17 protein-coding genes are annotated in these 15,342 nt (G+C 64.3%); 5 read left to right on the plus strand and 12 right to left on the minus strand.

Features of this window, described 5'->3' with window-relative positions:
• Nucleotides 1–251: 251 nt before the first annotated feature.
• The 9 genes from recO to rpoZ form a co-directional block, all read right to left on the minus strand.
• The gene (gene recO, locus ACNJYB_RS22655) at nt 252–1,004 is read right to left on the minus strand and encodes a DNA repair protein RecO (RefSeq protein ID WP_439375620.1); all 753 of its coding nucleotides are present in this window, start codon (nt 1,002–1,004) and stop codon (nt 252–254) included.
• Between the two features lie 146 nt (nt 1,005–1,150).
• Nucleotides 1,151–1,531: a hypothetical protein gene (locus ACNJYB_RS22660; protein WP_439368571.1), complete on the minus strand. Its 381-nt coding sequence runs from the start codon at nt 1,529–1,531 to the stop codon at nt 1,151–1,153.
• 21 nt (nt 1,532–1,552) lie between these two features.
• A complete protein-coding gene (gene era / locus ACNJYB_RS22665) occupies nt 1,553–2,479 on the minus strand; it encodes a GTPase Era (RefSeq protein WP_439368573.1) in 927 nt (308 codons plus the stop codon).
• On the minus strand, nt 2,469–3,350 hold the full coding sequence (rnc, locus tag ACNJYB_RS22670) for a ribonuclease III (protein WP_439368574.1): 882 nt from the start codon (nt 3,348–3,350) through the stop codon (nt 2,469–2,471). Before rnc ends, era begins: the two co-directional genes overlap by 11 nt.
• Nucleotides 3,347–4,111 carry a signal peptidase I gene (gene lepB, locus ACNJYB_RS22675; RefSeq protein WP_283025868.1) on the minus strand — a complete coding sequence of 255 codons (765 nt, stop codon included), beginning with the start codon at nt 4,109–4,111 and terminating at the stop codon, nt 3,347–3,349. Before lepB ends, rnc begins: the two co-directional genes overlap by 4 nt.
• A 248-nt stretch (nt 4,112–4,359) precedes the next feature.
• Complete coding sequence (gene acpS, locus ACNJYB_RS22680) at nt 4,360–4,779, minus strand: holo-ACP synthase (protein WP_439368576.1); 420 nt, start codon at nt 4,777–4,779, stop codon at nt 4,360–4,362.
• Nucleotides 4,776–5,528 (minus strand): pyridoxine 5'-phosphate synthase, encoded by a 753-nt coding sequence (locus tag ACNJYB_RS22685; protein WP_439368578.1) that lies wholly within the window; start codon nt 5,526–5,528, stop codon nt 4,776–4,778. Before ACNJYB_RS22685 ends, acpS begins: the two co-directional genes overlap by 4 nt.
• Before the next feature lie 45 nt (nt 5,529–5,573).
• A complete protein-coding gene (locus ACNJYB_RS22690; protein WP_439368579.1) occupies nt 5,574–7,859 on the minus strand; it encodes a RelA/SpoT family protein in 2,286 nt (761 codons plus the stop codon).
• 209 nt (nt 7,860–8,068) lie between these two features.
• Entirely contained in the window at nt 8,069–8,461 is a 393-nt protein-coding gene (gene rpoZ, locus ACNJYB_RS22695; RefSeq protein WP_027522935.1) for a DNA-directed RNA polymerase subunit omega, read from the minus strand.
• Between the two features lie 330 nt (nt 8,462–8,791).
• Between rpoZ and ACNJYB_RS22700 the strand changes: the two genes are divergently transcribed.
• From ACNJYB_RS22700 to ACNJYB_RS22720, 5 genes are all read left to right on the plus strand, one after another.
• Complete coding sequence (locus ACNJYB_RS22700; protein WP_018644573.1) at nt 8,792–9,439, plus strand: LabA-like NYN domain-containing protein; 648 nt, start codon at nt 8,792–8,794, stop codon at nt 9,437–9,439.
• The gene (locus ACNJYB_RS22705; protein WP_439368582.1) at nt 9,420–10,094 is read left to right on the plus strand and encodes a uracil-DNA glycosylase; all 675 of its coding nucleotides are present in this window, start codon (nt 9,420–9,422) and stop codon (nt 10,092–10,094) included. The genes ACNJYB_RS22700 and ACNJYB_RS22705 overlap by 20 nt, the downstream gene beginning before the upstream one ends.
• Before the next feature lie 141 nt (nt 10,095–10,235).
• Nucleotides 10,236–11,096 carry a tyrosine-type recombinase/integrase gene (locus ACNJYB_RS22710; RefSeq protein ID WP_439368084.1) on the plus strand — a complete coding sequence of 287 codons (861 nt, stop codon included), beginning with the start codon at nt 10,236–10,238 and terminating at the stop codon, nt 11,094–11,096.
• A 6-nt stretch (nt 11,097–11,102) separates the two neighbouring features.
• Nucleotides 11,103–12,284 carry an IS91 family transposase gene (locus ACNJYB_RS22715; RefSeq protein ID WP_439375460.1) on the plus strand — a complete coding sequence of 394 codons (1,182 nt, stop codon included), beginning with the start codon at nt 11,103–11,105 and terminating at the stop codon, nt 12,282–12,284.
• Between the two features lie 413 nt (nt 12,285–12,697).
• The gene (locus ACNJYB_RS22720; protein WP_439368583.1) at nt 12,698–13,645 is read left to right on the plus strand and encodes an IS630 family transposase; all 948 of its coding nucleotides are present in this window, start codon (nt 12,698–12,700) and stop codon (nt 13,643–13,645) included.
• Between the two features lie 109 nt (nt 13,646–13,754).
• Here ACNJYB_RS22720 and ACNJYB_RS22725 read toward each other — a convergent pair whose 3' ends face one another.
• From ACNJYB_RS22725 to mscL, 3 genes are all read right to left on the minus strand, one after another.
• The gene (locus tag ACNJYB_RS22725; RefSeq protein WP_439368584.1) at nt 13,755–14,336 is read right to left on the minus strand and encodes a peroxiredoxin; all 582 of its coding nucleotides are present in this window, start codon (nt 14,334–14,336) and stop codon (nt 13,755–13,757) included.
• A gap of 4 nt (nt 14,337–14,340) precedes the next feature.
• Nucleotides 14,341–14,814 carry an SsrA-binding protein SmpB gene (gene smpB / locus ACNJYB_RS22730; RefSeq protein WP_035709956.1) on the minus strand — a complete coding sequence of 158 codons (474 nt, stop codon included), beginning with the start codon at nt 14,812–14,814 and terminating at the stop codon, nt 14,341–14,343.
• 72 nt (nt 14,815–14,886) lie between these two features.
• Nucleotides 14,887–15,300, minus strand: a complete 414-nt coding sequence (gene mscL, locus ACNJYB_RS22735) for a large conductance mechanosensitive channel protein MscL (RefSeq protein WP_439375621.1) — start codon at nt 15,298–15,300, stop codon at nt 14,887–14,889.
• Nucleotides 15,301–15,342: the final 42 nt, after the last annotated feature.

Here is a 15,342-nt window from a genome sequence, read left to right on the forward strand (position 1 = left end):
CTCTCCAGCGCCGTCGCTCGCCCGCTGCGCTTCCGCGCCGTGGGAGCGCGCCCACGCCTCTGCGGCCGCCGCGGAGTATTTCGCCAAATAGTACAGCACGAGCGTGCAGGAGGCGCGGCGAAACAGGCCAGGTTGCGGCTCGCCAGCCGTCGCGTCCGGCGCAAAGGCAAACGGCGCCGCCGAATGCGCGAGTCCTCTGATCAAGATTTTGGGCTTACCCCGTTGTTCCGGGCAACTCCGTGCCCCAGGCATCATGGCCCCGAAATCACTGCCCTCGCCTGCTGCCGTAGCAGCGCATTGACGAAGCCGGCGCGGGCGTCGGAATGGCCCTGCCCGCGTGGCTCCAGCACGTGGCGCAGCAGGAACAGGCCGGTGAGCCGGAATCCGTCCTGGAGATCCTGCTCGGTGAGTTCGCTCGCGGTTTCGCCATGCCGCAGGAACGGCGGCAGCCGCAGCAGCCGGTCGCGCCACGGCTCGCCCGCGCCGCGCGACACCGCTCCGCCGGATTTGGGCGAGACGTAGATCAGGTCGGTGGTCTCGCCGGTCACCGCGCAATTCTCCAGCGCGAGCCCGAAGCCGAGCTCGGCGAGCATCGCCAGCTCGAAGTGAATGAGATGCACCGCCGCACTGCCGATGTCGTCGAAATCATCGAGCGAATGTTCGAGCAGCGCAAAGATCTCCTCATGCGGATCGCGCTCCGGCAGGAGCCGCGCGATCGAGGCGAGATGGGTGACACCATAGACCCCATGGGACGATCCCAGCAGCGTGGCCGCCCGCAGCTTCAGCCCTTCGATGGCGTAGGTGCCGAGATGCTCGTCGAGCCGTGCCCGCCACACCGCACTGACGCTGTTGCCGGGCTGCAGCAGCGGCCGCAGCCGCGAGCTGGCGCCACCGCGCACGAGGCCGAGATGCCGGCCGTGCGCGCGCGTCAGCAGCTCGACGATGGCGCTGCTCTCGCCATGCCGGCGCACGCCCAGCACGATGCCTTCGTCGGTCCATTCCATGGGATAAGTGTAGCGCAATTCGGGCTATCGTGGGGTAGGCAAAGCGAAGCGTGCCCGCCAATTTTCATTCACGGAACATTGGCGATTGCGGTGGGCGCGGCGCGGCAAGGCGCGCCTTTGCCAACCCTGCGGCATCGCGCAAGACGTCACGCGTTGAACCAGCCCCGGGCGTCGCCGGTGAAGGAGAAATACAAGCCCATCGCCGTCAGCACGCACGAGACGATCTCGATGGCACTATCGAGCTCCATGCCCTTCTCGCCGATGATCTGGCCGAGCGAGATCACCGACAGTACGAGCGCTGCCGCCAGCACCCATCGCGGCCAGTTCTTGCGCCACCGCGCGGCCAGCCAGACGAAATAGACGAGAAGCAGGATCATGCCGCCGGCGAGCAGGGTCGCCGTCATGATCATCTGCTCGGTCATCTCGGCGTTGGGCGTGCGGTCCTGCACGGCAACCGAGACGGCATCCAGCATCAACGATGCATAGAGCAGCGCCTCGAAGCGCTGGACGTTGGCGGGCAAGCTCATCGGTGATCGATCTTTTCTTGGTTATTCTTTGGGGAAGTCGAGGCCCATTTCGCGGTAGCGATCGGGATCGTCACCCCAGTTCTCGCGCACCTTGACGAACAGGAACAGATGCACCGGCACGTCCAGGATCTGCATCAGCTCCTTGCGCGAGTCCGCGCCGATCGACTTGATGGTGGCGCCGCCCTTGCCGAGCACGATCTTGCGCTGGCTTTCGCGCTCGACGAAGATTGTCTGCTCGATCCGCACCGAATGATCCTTGCGCTCCTCCCATTTGTCGGTCTCGACCGTGGACTGGTAGGGCAATTCCTGGTGCAGCTTCTGATAGATCTTCTCACGCGTGATCTCGGCCGCCAGCTGCCGCATCGGCGCGTCCGACATCTGGTCCTCGGGGTAGAGGAACGGGCCCGGCGGCACCATCTCGGCGAGCGCCGTGCGGATGTCGTCGACGCCGTCGCCCGAGATCGCCGCGATCATGAAGGTCTTGGCGAACTTCATGCGCTCGTTGGCGGCCTGCGCCAGCGCCAGCAGCTTGTCGCGCTGGACCAGGTCGACCTTGTTGATGACGAGGATCTTCTCGTGGTTGACGCTGGCCGCCTTGGCGAGGATCGCCTCGGCCTCCTCGTCGATCCCGGTCTTGGCATCGAGCAGCACGCAGACGAGGTCGGCGTCGTGCGCCCCGCTCCAGGCGGTCGACACCATGGCGCGGTCGAGCCGGCGCTTGGGCGAGAAGATGCCGGGCGTGTCGACCAGGATGATCTGCGCGTTGTTTTCGATGACGATGCCGCGGATCAGCGCGCGCGTGGTCTGCACCTTGCGCGAGACGATGGTGACCTTGGCCCCGACCAGCGCGTTGACCAGTGTGGACTTGCCGACATTGGGCGCGCCGATCAGCGCGACGAAGCCACAGCGCGTTGCGGCAGGCGCCTCGCCGCTTGCTTCAGCCGTCATTGCCGCCGCCAACGCCTTCACGTTCAATCATCACCGAGGCCGCCACCTTCTCTGCCGCGCGCTTGCTGCCGCCGACGCCTTCGGCAGGCGCCAGGCCCGGCAGATCGACGGCGACGCGGAATTGCGGATCGTGATGCGGGCCGGTGCGCTCGACCTCGCGGTAGACCGGCGTCGGCAGCCCCTTGCCCTGCGCCCATTCCTGCAGAACCGTCTTGGGATCGCGCAGGGGGCGCCGCGGCTTGTGCATGCGCTCGGTCCAGTTGCGCCTGACGAACTCGGCCGCCGCGGCATGGCCGCCGTCCAGGAAGATGGCGCCGATCACGGCCTCGCAGATGTCACCGAGGATGGATTTGCGTAGGCGCGCATCGGCGCTGGAGCCGACCGAGCCGAGCTTGATATCGTCGAGCAGGCCGAGCGACTTGGCGACGTCCGCGCAGCTCTCCTTGCGCACGAGCTCGGCGAGCCGCTTGGACAGCTCACCCTCATCGGCATTCGGGAAAGCATGATAGAGCATGTCAGACACGACCAGACCGAGCACGTGGTCGCCGAGGAATTCGAGCCGCTGATAGCTGTCGCCGCGCTTGCGTCCGGACTTCAGCGCCGAGACATGCGTGATCGCCTGCATCAAGAGGTTCGGATCAGTGAAGCCGTGGCCGATGCGCGCCTCGAGCGCGGCGTTCGCGTCCGCCGCCTTGGCCTTGCTGCTCCGCGCCCGCTTCTTCTTCGCCGGCTTCTTGGTTTCAGGAGTCTTCGTTTCAGGAGTCTTCGTTTCAGGCGTCTTGGTCGCAAGCGTCTTGGCGGCAGCTTCGCCGTCGGGGACGGCTTGCGCGTCGATCGGTTCGGTCGTGATGTCCTTGGCTTCGTCTTTCATCGGACGATTTTGAAGAAGCGGTTCCAGCGCACCGCCCACGGCCAGCGCCAGAACATCCAGGCATGCTCGCCTTCGGCGATCGAGAAGAAGATCATCTGGGCGCGACCGATCAAATTCTCCTGCGGCACGTAACCGACCTGGCCGAGGAAGCGGCTGTCCGTCGAGTTGTCGCGGTTGTCGCCCATCATGAAGAAGTGGCCGGCCGGCACGGTGTAGACGTTGGTGTTGTCCATGTAGCCGTTGTCGGCGCAGTCCAGCGTCTCATAGGAGACGCCATTCGGCAGCGTCTCCTTCCAGCGCTTCACCCGGGAGATGCCGCCGCCTTCCGAGCCGCACGGATCCTCGCCGACATATTCGCTCATGCGCTGACGCTCGACCGGGGTATCGTTGATGTAGAGCAGGCCGTCCCGCATCTGGATGCGATCGCCGGGAAGGCCGATGACGCGCTTGATGTAGTCGGTGGAGTCGTCCTTGGGCAGGCGGAACACGACGATGTCGCCGCGGTTCGGGTCCGAGCCCCAGATCCGCCCCGAGAACAGCGGCGGCGAGAACGGGATCGAGTAGTGGCTATAGCCGTAGGAATATTTCGAGACGAAGAGATAGTCGCCGACCAGCAGCGTCGCCTTCATCGACCCCGAGGGAATGTTGAACGGCTGGAACAGGAAGGTGCGGATCACGAGCGCGATCAGGAGAGCATGGATCACGACCCGGATCGTTTCGCCGACGCCGCTCTCAGTTTTCGTTCCCGAAGTCACGCTCATTGCTCTCTCAATTCCGGCCGGCGATCACAGAGCGCCCTCCTCCCGCGAACGGCCCATCGGTTCGCGGCGCAAGGAGATTGTCCTGATTCTGATAATGAGGGCCAATTCCGGCGTAAAGCCGAATTCGCCCGCCTGATTGCGTCGGCGGACTTTTAGACGGTTGTCGGGAGCCACGCAATCAAGGATCGCACTGAAACTGCCCAAGCTATTGATTTGCAGCACGAATTTTAAATAGGGCCACCAAACGGTCAGGGCTTGGCCAGCGGCACGGCGGAAATGACGACGAAGGCCTGCGCGAGCGGCCAGTCGTCGGTGATCGACACGTCGATCCGCGGCTCGAATCCCTCCGGCGTCAGGGCCTGAAGCCGGGCCAGGGCCCCGCCGGTGAGTTGCATGGTCGGCCGCCCCCCCGGCAGGTTGACCACCCCCATATCGCGCCACCAGACGCCGTGCCTGATGCCGGTGCCGAGCGCCTTGGAGCAGGCCTCCTTGGCGGCGAAGCGCTTGGCATAGGTCGCCACCACCATCTTCTCGTTCTTGGCCCGCCGCTCCGCCTTTGCCCGCTCGGCCGCGGTGAAGATGCGGTCGAGGAAGCGCTCGCCATGGCGCTCGATCACCTTGGCCACGCGGGTGATGTCGATCAGGTCGGAGCCGATGCCGATGATCATGCCCGGCTCCGGCCGCGGTCCATCGCAGCGCGCATGCTGCGCACCGTCTCGGCAAGGCCCACGAACAGCGCTTCGCCGATCATGTAGTAGCCGATGTTGAGCTCCATGATCTCCGGCAACGCCGCGATCGTCTCGGCCGTGGCGTAGTCCAGCCCATGGCCGGCATGGACTTCCAGCCCCGCGTCCTTCGCCAGCTTCGCCCCCGCCACGATCCGCTGCCATTCGGCCGCGGCCTTGTCGGTATGGCCATCGACGACGGCATCGCACCAGGCGCCGGTATGGATCTCGATCACGGGCGCGCGCAGGCGCGCCGCCATCTCGATCTGCGCCGGATCGGCGGCGACGAAGAGCGAGACGCGGATGCCGGCATCGCTCAGCCGCGCGATATAGGGCGCGAGCGCATGGTGCTGCCCGACCACATCCAACCCGCCTTCGGTCGTTACCTCCTGGCGCCGCTCCGGCACCAGGCACACCGCATGCGGCTTGGTCGCCAGCGAGATCCGCACCATGTCGTCGGTCGCAGCCATCTCGAAATTGAGCGGCTTGGAGATTTCCGCCTTCAGCCGCGCCATGTCCTCGTCGCGGATGTGCCGGCGATCCTCGCGCAGGTGCGCCGTGATGCCGTCAGCGCCGGCCTCGATCGCCAGCAGCGCAGCGCGCACCGGATCGGGATGGCGGCCGCCGCGCGCGTTACGCACGGTTGCAACGTGGTCGATATTGACGCCGAGGCGGAGCGGGGTTGCGGGCATTTCAGGACTCACGAAATCAGAGGGACAGACGCATGCGAGAGACGTCTATCCATTAACACGTTCGACGCGGGCGACGACCGCCTTGGCGCGCAGCTGCGCCAGGATCGCGCTCAGGTGCTTCAGGTCGTAGACTTCCAGGTCGATCGTCGTCTCGGTGAAATCGGGCGAGCGGCGCTGCATGCTGATATTGTCGATGTTGCCGTCGTGCTCGGCGATCACGGTCGCGATCTGCGCCAGCGCGCCTGGCTCGTTGACGTTCTCGACCTTGATGCGGGCGGGGAAGCGCTGCGGCGCGGTGTCCTCGATGTCCCAGCGCACATCCAGCCAGCGCTCCGGCTCCTCCTCGAAATCCTTCAGGGCCGGCGCCTGGATCGGATAGATCGTGATGCCTTCGCCCGGGGTGACGATGCCGACGATGCGGTCGCCAGGCACCGCGCCGCCGTTCGGCGCGAACTTCACCGGCAGGTCGGAATTGATGCCGCGGATCGGGATCGCGACCGGGCTGCGCGGCGGCTCGGACGACTTCTCCTTGGGCTTGGCGGCGAGGCCCTTCTTGATGCCGTAGCGGGCGACGCGCTCCTCCTTGTAGTCGGGGTACATCGCGCGCGCGACGTGCGAGGCCTTGATCTCGCCACGGCCCACGGCCGCCATGACGTCCTCGATCGAGGTGCGCGCCAGCCGCGGCAGCGCGCCCTTGAGCTTGTCGTCGGCGTATTCGATCTTGGCACGCTCGAACAGGCGCTCGACGATGCGCCGGCCGAGACCGACATATTGGTCGCGCACGGCGGTGCGCGTGGCGCGGCGGATCGCGGCGCGCGCCTTGCCGGTGACCGCGAGCGTCTCCCAGGCGGATGGCGGCGCCGACTGCGCCTCGGAGGTCAGCACCTCGACCTCGTCGCCGTTCTGCAGCTCCGAGGACAATGGTGCGAACTTGCCGTTGATCTTGCAGCCGACGGCGCTGTTGCCGACGTCGGTATGCACGGCATAGGCGAAGTCGATCACGTTGGCATGGCGCGGCAGCGCGATCAGCTTGCCCTTGGGGGTGAAGCAGAACACCTGGTCGTGGAACAGCTCGAGCTTGGTGTGCTCGAGGAATTCCTCGGGATTGGCGCTCTCCGACAGGATGCCGACGGTGTGGCGCAGCCAGGCGAACGCGTTGGATTCGCGCTTGAGGTATTCGGTCGGCGAGCCCGCGCCTTCCTTGTAGAAAACGTGCGCGGCGATGCCGCGCTCGGCGATCTGGTCCATCTCCTCGGTGCGGATCTGGAGCTCGGCGCGCTGGTTGCCCGGGCCGATCACGGTGGTGTGGATCGAGCGGTAGTCGTTCTGCTTGGGCGTCGAGATGTAGTCCTTGAAGCGGCCCGGCACGACCGGCCAGGTGGTGTGAACGATGCCGAGCGCGCGGTAGCACGCCTCGACGTCGTTCACGACGACGCGAAAGCCGAAGATATCCGACAATTGCTCGAAGCCGATCGACTTGCGCTCCATCTTGGTCCAGATCGAGAACGGCTTCTTGCGGCGGCCGTAGACCCGCGCCCCCAGGCCCCGGTGGCGCAGATTGTTGGAGAGCTGGTCCTCGATCTCGCCGATCAGGTTACGGTTGCGCTCGGCGAGCGCATCGAGCCGCTGCATCACCACCGAATAGGCCTCGGGGTCGAGCGTGCGGAAGGACAGATCCTCCAGCTCCTCGCGCATTTCCTGCATGCCCATGCGGCCCGCGAGCGGCGCATAGATGTCGAGCGTCTCCTCGGCGATGCGCCGGCGCGATTCCGTCGGCACGAATTCCAGCGTGCGCATGTTGTGCAGACGGTCGGCGAGCTTGACCAGCAGCACGCGGACATCGTCGGCAATCGCCAGCAACAATTTGCGCAGGTTCTCGGCCTGCTTGGCCTCGCGCGACACCAGCTCCAGCCGCTTCAGCTTGGTCAGGCCCTCGACCAGCGCGCCGATCTCGGGCCCGAAGATCTGGTCGATCTCGGCCCGCGTCGCTTCGGTGTCCTCGATGGTGTCGTGCAGCAGCGCGGCCACGATGGTGGCATCGTCGAGCTTGAGGTCGGTGAGAATCGCCGCGACTTCCAGCGGGTGCGAAAAATACGGATCGCCCGAGGCCCGCGTCTGCGAGCCGTGCGCCTTCATGGCGTAGACATAAGCGCGGTTCAGCAGGTCTTCGTTGGTGTTGGGATTGTAGGACCTGACGCGCTCGACGAGGTCATATTGGCGCATCATGCGCGCGCGCGGCCTTGCCGGGCGCATCACCGGCGCAGTCGGGGCCATGGCAACCGATTCGGTTGCGGCCTGCATCTGCGTTGATCTCCGGCGCCGATATGCCATGCCGTCCTGCCTTCAAACGGGCCATGAAGCGACCCGTTGTATACATCCTAGCTCCGATCGCGTGCGCGTCCGATCAATTCGGTGACAGGTGCGCGGCGCCAACCGACAACACCATGGTAACCACGAAAACGCCAACAAAAGCAAAGGCCCGAACAGCTGTTCGGGCCCCTGATAAGATCACAAGAAGTCGATGATTGCGACGGGACGATCTACTCGTCCTCCTCGGGCTGCTCTTCCGGCGGCGCGAGGCCTTCGAGGCCCTTCAGGAGCTCTTCTTCGGTCATGCGCTCAACAGCAACTTCGGTATCGTCCGCATCGACGCTGGCGCCGGCGGAACCGATCAGCGGCACCGTATCCGGCTCGGGCTCGTCGACCTCGACAAACTTCTGGAGCGAGTGCACCAGCTCCTCGCGGAGGTCCTCCGGCGAGATGGTCTGGTCGGCGATTTCGCGCAAGGACACAACAGGGTTCTTGTCGTTATCGCGGTCAACCGTTAGTTGTGAACCAGACGAGATCATGCGGGCGCGGTGGGCGGCCAGCAGGACCAGGTCAAACCGGTTGTCGACCTTGTCGATACAATCTTCTACGGTGACGCGAGCCATGGACTGTCGCTCCGTTGTGGGTGAGGCGAAATATGTGGATGATTGGGGCTAGTTATAGGGGCCAAGGCGGTTTCGCAAGGCCAATTTGTGATTTGGCCTCGCCAAATGGCTCTGGTACCCCCACATTAGGGCTGGGATGGGTGATTTCCCGGGCTGCCAGCGAGGGCGGCGCCGGGCGTATGAGAGTCCGCCATAACTATACCTTGATTGCCCCGACTTCTCCGGATTTGCGGATTCGACGGGTTTAGGCGCCAGCTTGGGACTGCGCGACTGGCTGCCGCCGCGCCAACAATAATCGATCAATCACGACACACTACGCGAGCAAACTGAATGTCACCTTCTCCTACCAACAAGATCGCGCTCTTCATCGACGGGGCCAATCTCTACGCGACGGCGAAAACCCTGGGCTTCGACATCGACTACAAGCGCCTGCTGAAGGAGTTTCAGAGCCGCGGGACGCTGCTCCGGGCGTTCTACTACACCGCCATCATCGAGGATCAGGAATACTCCTCGATCCGCCCGCTGATCGACTGGCTGGACTACAACGGCTACACCGTCGTCACCAAGGCGACCAAGGAGTTCATCGACGCCTCCGGCCGCCGCAAGGTCAAGGGCAACATGGACATCGAGCTGGCCGTCGACGCCATGGAGCTCGCCGAGCACATCGACCAGATGGTGCTGTTCTCCGGTGACGGCGACTTCCGCTCCCTGGTCGAGGCGGTCCAGCGCCGTGGCGTGCGGGTCACCGTGGTCTCCACCATCGCCAGCCAGCCGCCGATGATCGCCGACGAGCTGCGCCGCCAGGCCGACGTCTTCACCGACCTCGTCGAGCTGCAATCCAAGCTCGGCCGTGACCCGTCCGAACGCCCCGCCCCGCGCGACCGCGGCGAGCGTGGTGAGGGACGCCACCATGCCCCGCAGTTCCTCCAGCGCGCGACAACCATGGCGCCGAGGGGCGATGACGACTTCGAGGAGTGAGGCGGCACGGTCAAGCCGCCAGCCTCCCACCCTCGTCCCCGACCGTGACTGTCCGCTCTGCCCGCGCCTGGTCGCCTTTCGTCAGGCGAACCGCGCGCGCGAGCCGTTGTGGCACAACGCTCCGGTCCCGCCCTTCGGCGACATCACGGCGCGCCTGCTGATCGTCGGCCTCGCGCCGGGCATGCAGGGCGCCAACCGTACCGGCCGCCCGTTCACCGGCGACTATGCCGGCGACCTGCTCTACGCCACGCTGCTCGAATACGGTTTTGCCAAGGGGACCTATCAAGCGCGGCCTGACGACGGGCTGAAGCTGGTCGACTGCCGCATCGCCAATGCGGTGCATTGCGTGCCGCCGCAGAACAAGCCGCTGCCGGTCGAGATCAATACCTGCCGCCAGTTCCTGGTCGCGAATCTCGAGACGATGCCGAAGCTGCGCGCCATCGTCGCGCTCGGACGGATTGCGCACGACAGCGTGCTCAAGCCGCTGAAGCTGAAGGCCTCGCAAGCCCCCTTCGGGCACGGCGCGGTGCATCAGGCCGGCCCGTTCAAGCTGTACGACAGCTATCATTGCTCGCGCTACAACACGAACACCGGCGTGCTGACCGCCGACATGTTCCGGTCGGTGTTCGCGAGGATCAAGGCCGACCTCGACTAGAGCGGTTCACGGATTTATTGAATCGGAAGGGATTGAACGAAGCCGCTGGCGCGGCATGTAGGGAGGCATAGCAAGGATTGCCTCCTGTCTGAGAGGATTGCGGGTTTTCGAAGCCCAACCCTTTAGACAGGAGGTTTTCCGATGGCTGAGATCAGCCCACTTCGCCGCCGCATGATCGAGGACATGACGGTCCGCAATCTGTCACCGGCGACGCAGCAATCCTACCTCAACGCCGTAGCGAAGTTGAGCCGATATTTCGGTCGTTCTCCTGACCGCCTCGACCTGGAGGATATCCGTGCTTTCCAGGTTCATCTGGTTGCGACGGGGATGTCCTGGCCGGCGCTGAACCAGATCGTCTGCGCACTGCGGTTTTTCTACGGTGTGACGCTGGGTCATGACACCGTTCCGGAGCGCATCGCCTATGCGCGTAAACCGCGCAAACTGCCGGTGGTGCTGAGCGCCGACGAGGTCGTGCGCTTCCTGGAAGCAATCCCAAGCCTCAAGAGCCGTACCGCGCTGACCACCGTCTATGCCGCAGGCTTGCGCGTATCGGAAGTGGTCCTCTTGAAGGTTGTCGACATTGATAGCCAGCGGATGTTGATCCGGGTCGAGCACGGCAAGGGCGGCAAGGACCGTTACGTTATGCTCTCGCCGCAGCTTTTGAGGATTCTGCGGACGTATTGGCGGCTCACTCGGCCCAAACGATGGCTATTTCCCGGCCGCGACGACGAGCGTCCGCTCGTCCCTAACGTGCTGCACGCCGCCTGCCGTTCAGCCTGTACGGCGGCCGGCTTGAGCAAGTCGGTGACAGTGCATACGCTGCGGCACACATTCGCGACCCATCTCCTGGAGAACGGGGCCGACGTGCGCATCATCCAGGTGCTGCTCGGCCATGCCAGTCTGCAGAGCACGGCGCGCTATACCCAAGTCGCCACAAAGACCATCAGCAATACGCCAAGTCCGCTTGACCGGCTCCGCCTGGAGGTCGTGCCGCCCGGCTGAGCGGACCTGATGACTCCAGTTCTGGAAGTGGCGGATATCTTCCGCCGCCACGGCGAAGCGTTTCGGCAAGCTCGTGCCGGACATCTGGGTCGCGTCGAGCGGCGCGTCATGGGCGCGATCACGGCATGCCGGACGGCTGTGCTTGGCGGCCACATCGAGCAATGCGACGACTGCGGTGCCACCCGGATCGCCTACAACTCCTGTCGCAATCGGCATTGCCCGAAGTGCCAAGGCTCGGCGCGCGCGCAATGGCTTGCCGAGCGACAATCCGAACTCCTTCCCGTGCCATACTTCCACGTCGTCTTCACCTTGCCGGCGCCGGCCAGAGAGATTGCTTTCCAGAACAAGGCGGTGGTCTATGCCATTCTGTTCCGCTGCGCGGCCGAGACGCTCACCACCATCGCGGCCGACCCCAAGCATCTCGGCGCTCAGCTCGGTCTGACCGCCGTCCTCCATACTTGGGGTCAAACCCTGCAACACCATCCGCATATCCACTGCGTCGTGCCTGGTGGTGGACCTTCACTCGACGGCACACACTGGGTCGCTTGCCGGCCCGGCTTCTTCCTGCCGGTGCGCGTCCTCTCCAGGCTGTTCCGCCGCCTGTTTCTGCAAGAGCTGCAAGCTGCCTTCGCGGCTGGCCAGTTGGGCTTCTTTGGCGATCTCGCCCGTCTCGCCGATCCCGCCGCATTCGCCGAGCGCCTCGCTCAACTTCGATGGACCGACTGGGTCGTCTATGCCAAGCCGCCATTCGGTGGGCCCGAACAGGTGCTGGCTTATCTCGGCCGCTATACGCATCGCGTCGCCATCGCCAACAGTAGGCTGATCTCGCTTGCCGACGGCAAGGTGAGCTTTGCCTGGAAGGACTATCGGCAGAATCGTAAAACCAAAGTGATGACGCTTAAGGCCGATGAGTTCATTCGTCGCTTTCTCCTGCACACCCTGCCGGACAGCTTCCACCGCATCCGCCACTATGGTTTCCTCGCCAATGGCGGACGCAACGATAAAATCGCTTTCTGCCGTCAACTCCTTGCTGTCCGCAACGCTCCGACTGATCAAGAAGCCGGCGCCGATCCCCTCACCAAATGCGAGATCCCCGTCTGCCCGCATTGTGGCGGCACCATGCGGCGCGTCGATATCGTCCCGCGAGCCTGCGCGCGCGACCAGCCGTTTCATTGTGATACGTCATGACCAGCGTCTGTACCATCCACCCCTTCCGTAATCACCTTCTTGGTGGCAACGTCCGAAGTCGCCGTGGCCGCGCTCGTCACCGAACACCCCGCCAATCGTTCGGTAGCGCATCCCAGCGCTGCAAATCGCTCGCTGGATCGCGCCCTTGGCCCGATCAATCGGGCCCCTCACATCCGATGAATGACTCGCGGACGCGCGGCGACCACAGGCGAGCGTTCCCCGCAGCCGCACCCGCTGCACTATTCCCATAGCGCCCACAACTCCGCAGCTTCGTTCAATCCGGCTTCTATGAGGTCGCACGCACCACAGAGCGCGCGGCTCGCGCCTGCCACGCGACCTCACAGAACCCTCAAGATTCCGGGTCTGGGACGAATATGATTCAAGATGCTGGCTGGGCTGGAGGCCAGCATCCGATGGTCCGACCAATTTCCAACGATTTGCGTAAGCGTGCGGTATCCGCTGTTGCCAAAGGTGAGAGCTGCCGATCTGTGGCGGAACGGTTTGGCGTTGCTGTCTCGTCAGTTGTGAAGTGGTCACAGCGTTATCGAACGACCGGCTCGGTAGCGCCTGGCAAGATGGGTGGTCACCGCAAGCCTGTGCTTGATCCGCACCGCGCCTTCATCGTCGAGCGGATCACTCAGACGCCGCACCTGACGCTGCATGGTCTGAAGGCGGAACTGGCAGCCCGTGGGGTCAAGGTCTCACACAATGCGGTCTGGCTGTTCCTGCGCCGGGAAGGCTGCGGTTCAAAAAAAACACTGTTCGCCCTCGAACAGGCTCGCGCCGACGTCTCTCGTAGGCGCTTGCGTTGGCGAGCCTGGCAGGCCGGGCTCGATCCGGGCCGGCTCGTCTTCATCGATGAGACCTGGATCAAGACCAACATGGCCCCTTTGCGAGGCTGGGGACCCAAAGGGGCGCGCCTGCGCGGCTTCGCTCCGCACGGTCACTGGCGTACCCTCACATTCCTCGGCGCGCTCCGCCATGACCAACTCACGGCACCCTGCGTCTTCGATGGCCCGATCAACGGTGAATGCTTCCGTGGTTACGTAAAGCACATTCTCCTGCCAACCCTGCGTGAAGGCGACATCGTCATTCTCGACAATCTCGGAAGCCATAAGTCGAAAGCCGTCAGGCAAATGATCAAGGCTGCTGGCGCCAGACTCTGGTACCTGCCGCCATACTCGCCCGACCTCAACCCAATCGAACAGGCCTTCTCCAAGATCAAACACTGGATGCGGCAAGCTCAGAAGCGCTCAATCGAGGAGACTTGGCGCCATATCGGTCACCTCGTCCAAGACATCCAGCCTCGCGAATGCGCCAACTACTTCGCCAGCGCCGGTTATGCTTCAATCAAAATGTGAAACGCTCTAGGGCCTGATGGGGCTGGGCCGGTCGGTCGGGGTTCACCTCTCCTCGGCGGGGAGTCGACGCCTGATTGCAACCAAACCTCATCCAACCTTAGCTGGCGATCTAGGCCCTGGTCGGATTGGCCTTCAGCCAATCCAGGACGTCGCCGGCATTCCGGTCGGGCGGAAACACCGGATAGAACACATGCGTGATCCTGGCGTCGTCGATGATCAGCGCAAGGCGCTTGATCAGCGTCAGGCCCGCGACCTCCATGGTCGGCAAGTTCAGTGCGCGCGTCAGTGCCAGCTTCTCGTCCGATAGCACGGGGAACGGCAGATGCAGCCGCGAGGCCATCTCGGTCTGGTATTCGTTGCTCTGGGTCGAGAGACCGAACACCTGCGCGGCGCCGGCGGCTTTCAGCTCGGCGAACAGATCGCGGAACGCGCACGTCTGCGGCGTGCAGCCGCGCGCGCCCGGGATCATGTCCCAATCGTCCACCAGCGCGATCTTGCCGGGCTCGCCGGTCCGCGGATAGGCGAACACCACGGTCCGGCCGGGCAGCGTCGACAGCGTCACTGACCTGTCGTCGGTCGCGAGCAGGCCGATCGGCGGCAGCGTCATGCCGGTCAGATGCGCGGCACGGCCGTCATCGGCAGGCGCCGGAATCTGGCTCCAGTCCACCTCGAGCAGGTTCCGTTGGTTCATCGCGTTAGCCCCTCGCCCGCATCAGCCGGCCCTTCTCGCGGCTCCAGTCGCGCTTCTTCTCGCTCTCGCGCTTGTCGTGCAGCTTCTTGCCCTTCGCGACGGCGAGCTGCAATTTGGCCCGGCCGCGCTCGTTGAAGTAAAGCTTGAGCGGGATCAGCGTCATGCCCTCGCGGTCGACCGCGCCCATCAGCTTGTTGATCTGCCGCCGATGCAGCAGCAGTTTTCGCGGCCGCTTCGGCTCGTGATTGAAGCGGTTGCCCTGGAGATATTCGGGAATGGTGGCGTTGATCAGCCAGATCTCGCCGTCCTTGGAGTCGGCGTAGGATTCGGCGATCGTGCTCTTGCCGTTGCGGATCGACTTGACCTCGGTGCCGGTCAGCGCAATGCCCGCCTCGATCGTGTCCTCGATCGCATAGTTGAAGCGGGCCTTGCGATTCTCCGCCATGACCTTGATCGGACGTTCATTCTTGTCGGCCATGACCTACAAAACCTGGCAAAAGACCTGATCGAGATACGCGCGTAAGCTAACAGTTTGCACGAAGCGGGCGCGTCACTTCTTGAGGAGATCGCGGATCTCGGTGAGCAGCACGACCTCCGCAGACGGCTTCGGCGGCTCCGTGGGCGCCGCCTCCTCCTTGCGCTTCAGCGTGTTCATGGCGCGGATCACCAGGAATAGCACGAAGGCGACGATGATGAAGTTGATCGTCAGCGTGAGAAAGCTACCGTAAGCAAGCACCGCGCCTTGCTTTTTCGCATCCGCTAAGTTGGTGGCGGTAACCGCCTTAGACAAGGGGATGAAGTAGTTCGAGAAGTCGAGGCCGCCAGTCGCTGCGCCGATGATCGGCATGATGACGTCGCCGACCAGCGACGTGACGATGGCGCCGAAGGCCGCGCCGATGATGACGCCGACCGCGAGGTCGACGACATTGCCCTTCATGGCGAACTCGCGGAACTCCTTGAGCATCCGCATGCCCTTTTCATCGACCCCCATGAAAAGCTCCCCGGG

The organism is Bradyrhizobium sp. SMVTL-02, assembly GCF_051853005.1.
GTDB lineage: Bacteria > Pseudomonadota > Alphaproteobacteria > Rhizobiales > Xanthobacteraceae > Bradyrhizobium.

What these genes read in the sequence shown, in the direction of transcription:
- recO (WP_439375620.1), bottom strand. Translation starts at nt 1,004, where the DNA reads ATGGAATGGACCGACGAAGGCATCGTGCTGGGCGTGCGCCGGCATGGC.
- ACNJYB_RS22660 (WP_439368571.1), bottom strand. Translation starts at nt 1,531, where the DNA reads ATGAGCTTGCCCGCCAACGTCCAGCGCTTCGAGGCGCTGCTCTATGCA.
- era (WP_439368573.1), bottom strand. Translation starts at nt 2,479, where the DNA reads ATGACGGCTGAAGCAAGCGGCGAGGCGCCTGCCGCAACGCGCTGTGGC.
- rnc (WP_439368574.1), bottom strand. Translation starts at nt 3,350, where the DNA reads ATGAAAGACGAAGCCAAGGACATCACGACCGAACCGATCGACGCGCAA.
- lepB (WP_283025868.1), bottom strand. Translation starts at nt 4,111, where the DNA reads ATGAGCGTGACTTCGGGAACGAAAACTGAGAGCGGCGTCGGCGAAACG.
- acpS (WP_439368576.1), bottom strand. Translation starts at nt 4,779, where the DNA reads ATGATCATCGGCATCGGCTCCGACCTGATCGACATCACCCGCGTGGCC.
- ACNJYB_RS22685 (WP_439368578.1), bottom strand. Translation starts at nt 5,528, where the DNA reads ATGCCCGCAACCCCGCTCCGCCTCGGCGTCAATATCGACCACGTTGCA.
- ACNJYB_RS22690 (WP_439368579.1), bottom strand. Translation starts at nt 7,859, where the DNA reads ATGGCATATCGGCGCCGGAGATCAACGCAGATGCAGGCCGCAACCGAA.
- rpoZ (WP_027522935.1), bottom strand. Translation starts at nt 8,461, where the DNA reads ATGGCTCGCGTCACCGTAGAAGATTGTATCGACAAGGTCGACAACCGG.
- ACNJYB_RS22700 (WP_018644573.1), top strand. Translation starts at nt 8,792, where the DNA reads ATGTCACCTTCTCCTACCAACAAGATCGCGCTCTTCATCGACGGGGCC.
- ACNJYB_RS22705 (WP_439368582.1), top strand. Translation starts at nt 9,420, where the DNA reads ATGACGACTTCGAGGAGTGAGGCGGCACGGTCAAGCCGCCAGCCTCCC.
- ACNJYB_RS22710 (WP_439368084.1), top strand. Translation starts at nt 10,236, where the DNA reads ATGGCTGAGATCAGCCCACTTCGCCGCCGCATGATCGAGGACATGACG.
- ACNJYB_RS22720 (WP_439368583.1), top strand. Translation starts at nt 12,698, where the DNA reads ATGGTCCGACCAATTTCCAACGATTTGCGTAAGCGTGCGGTATCCGCT.
- ACNJYB_RS22725 (WP_439368584.1), bottom strand. Translation starts at nt 14,336, where the DNA reads ATGAACCAACGGAACCTGCTCGAGGTGGACTGGAGCCAGATTCCGGCG.
- smpB (WP_035709956.1), bottom strand. Translation starts at nt 14,814, where the DNA reads ATGGCCGACAAGAATGAACGTCCGATCAAGGTCATGGCGGAGAATCGC.
- mscL (WP_439375621.1), bottom strand. Translation starts at nt 15,300, where the DNA reads ATGCTCAAGGAGTTCCGCGAGTTCGCCATGAAGGGCAATGTCGTCGAC.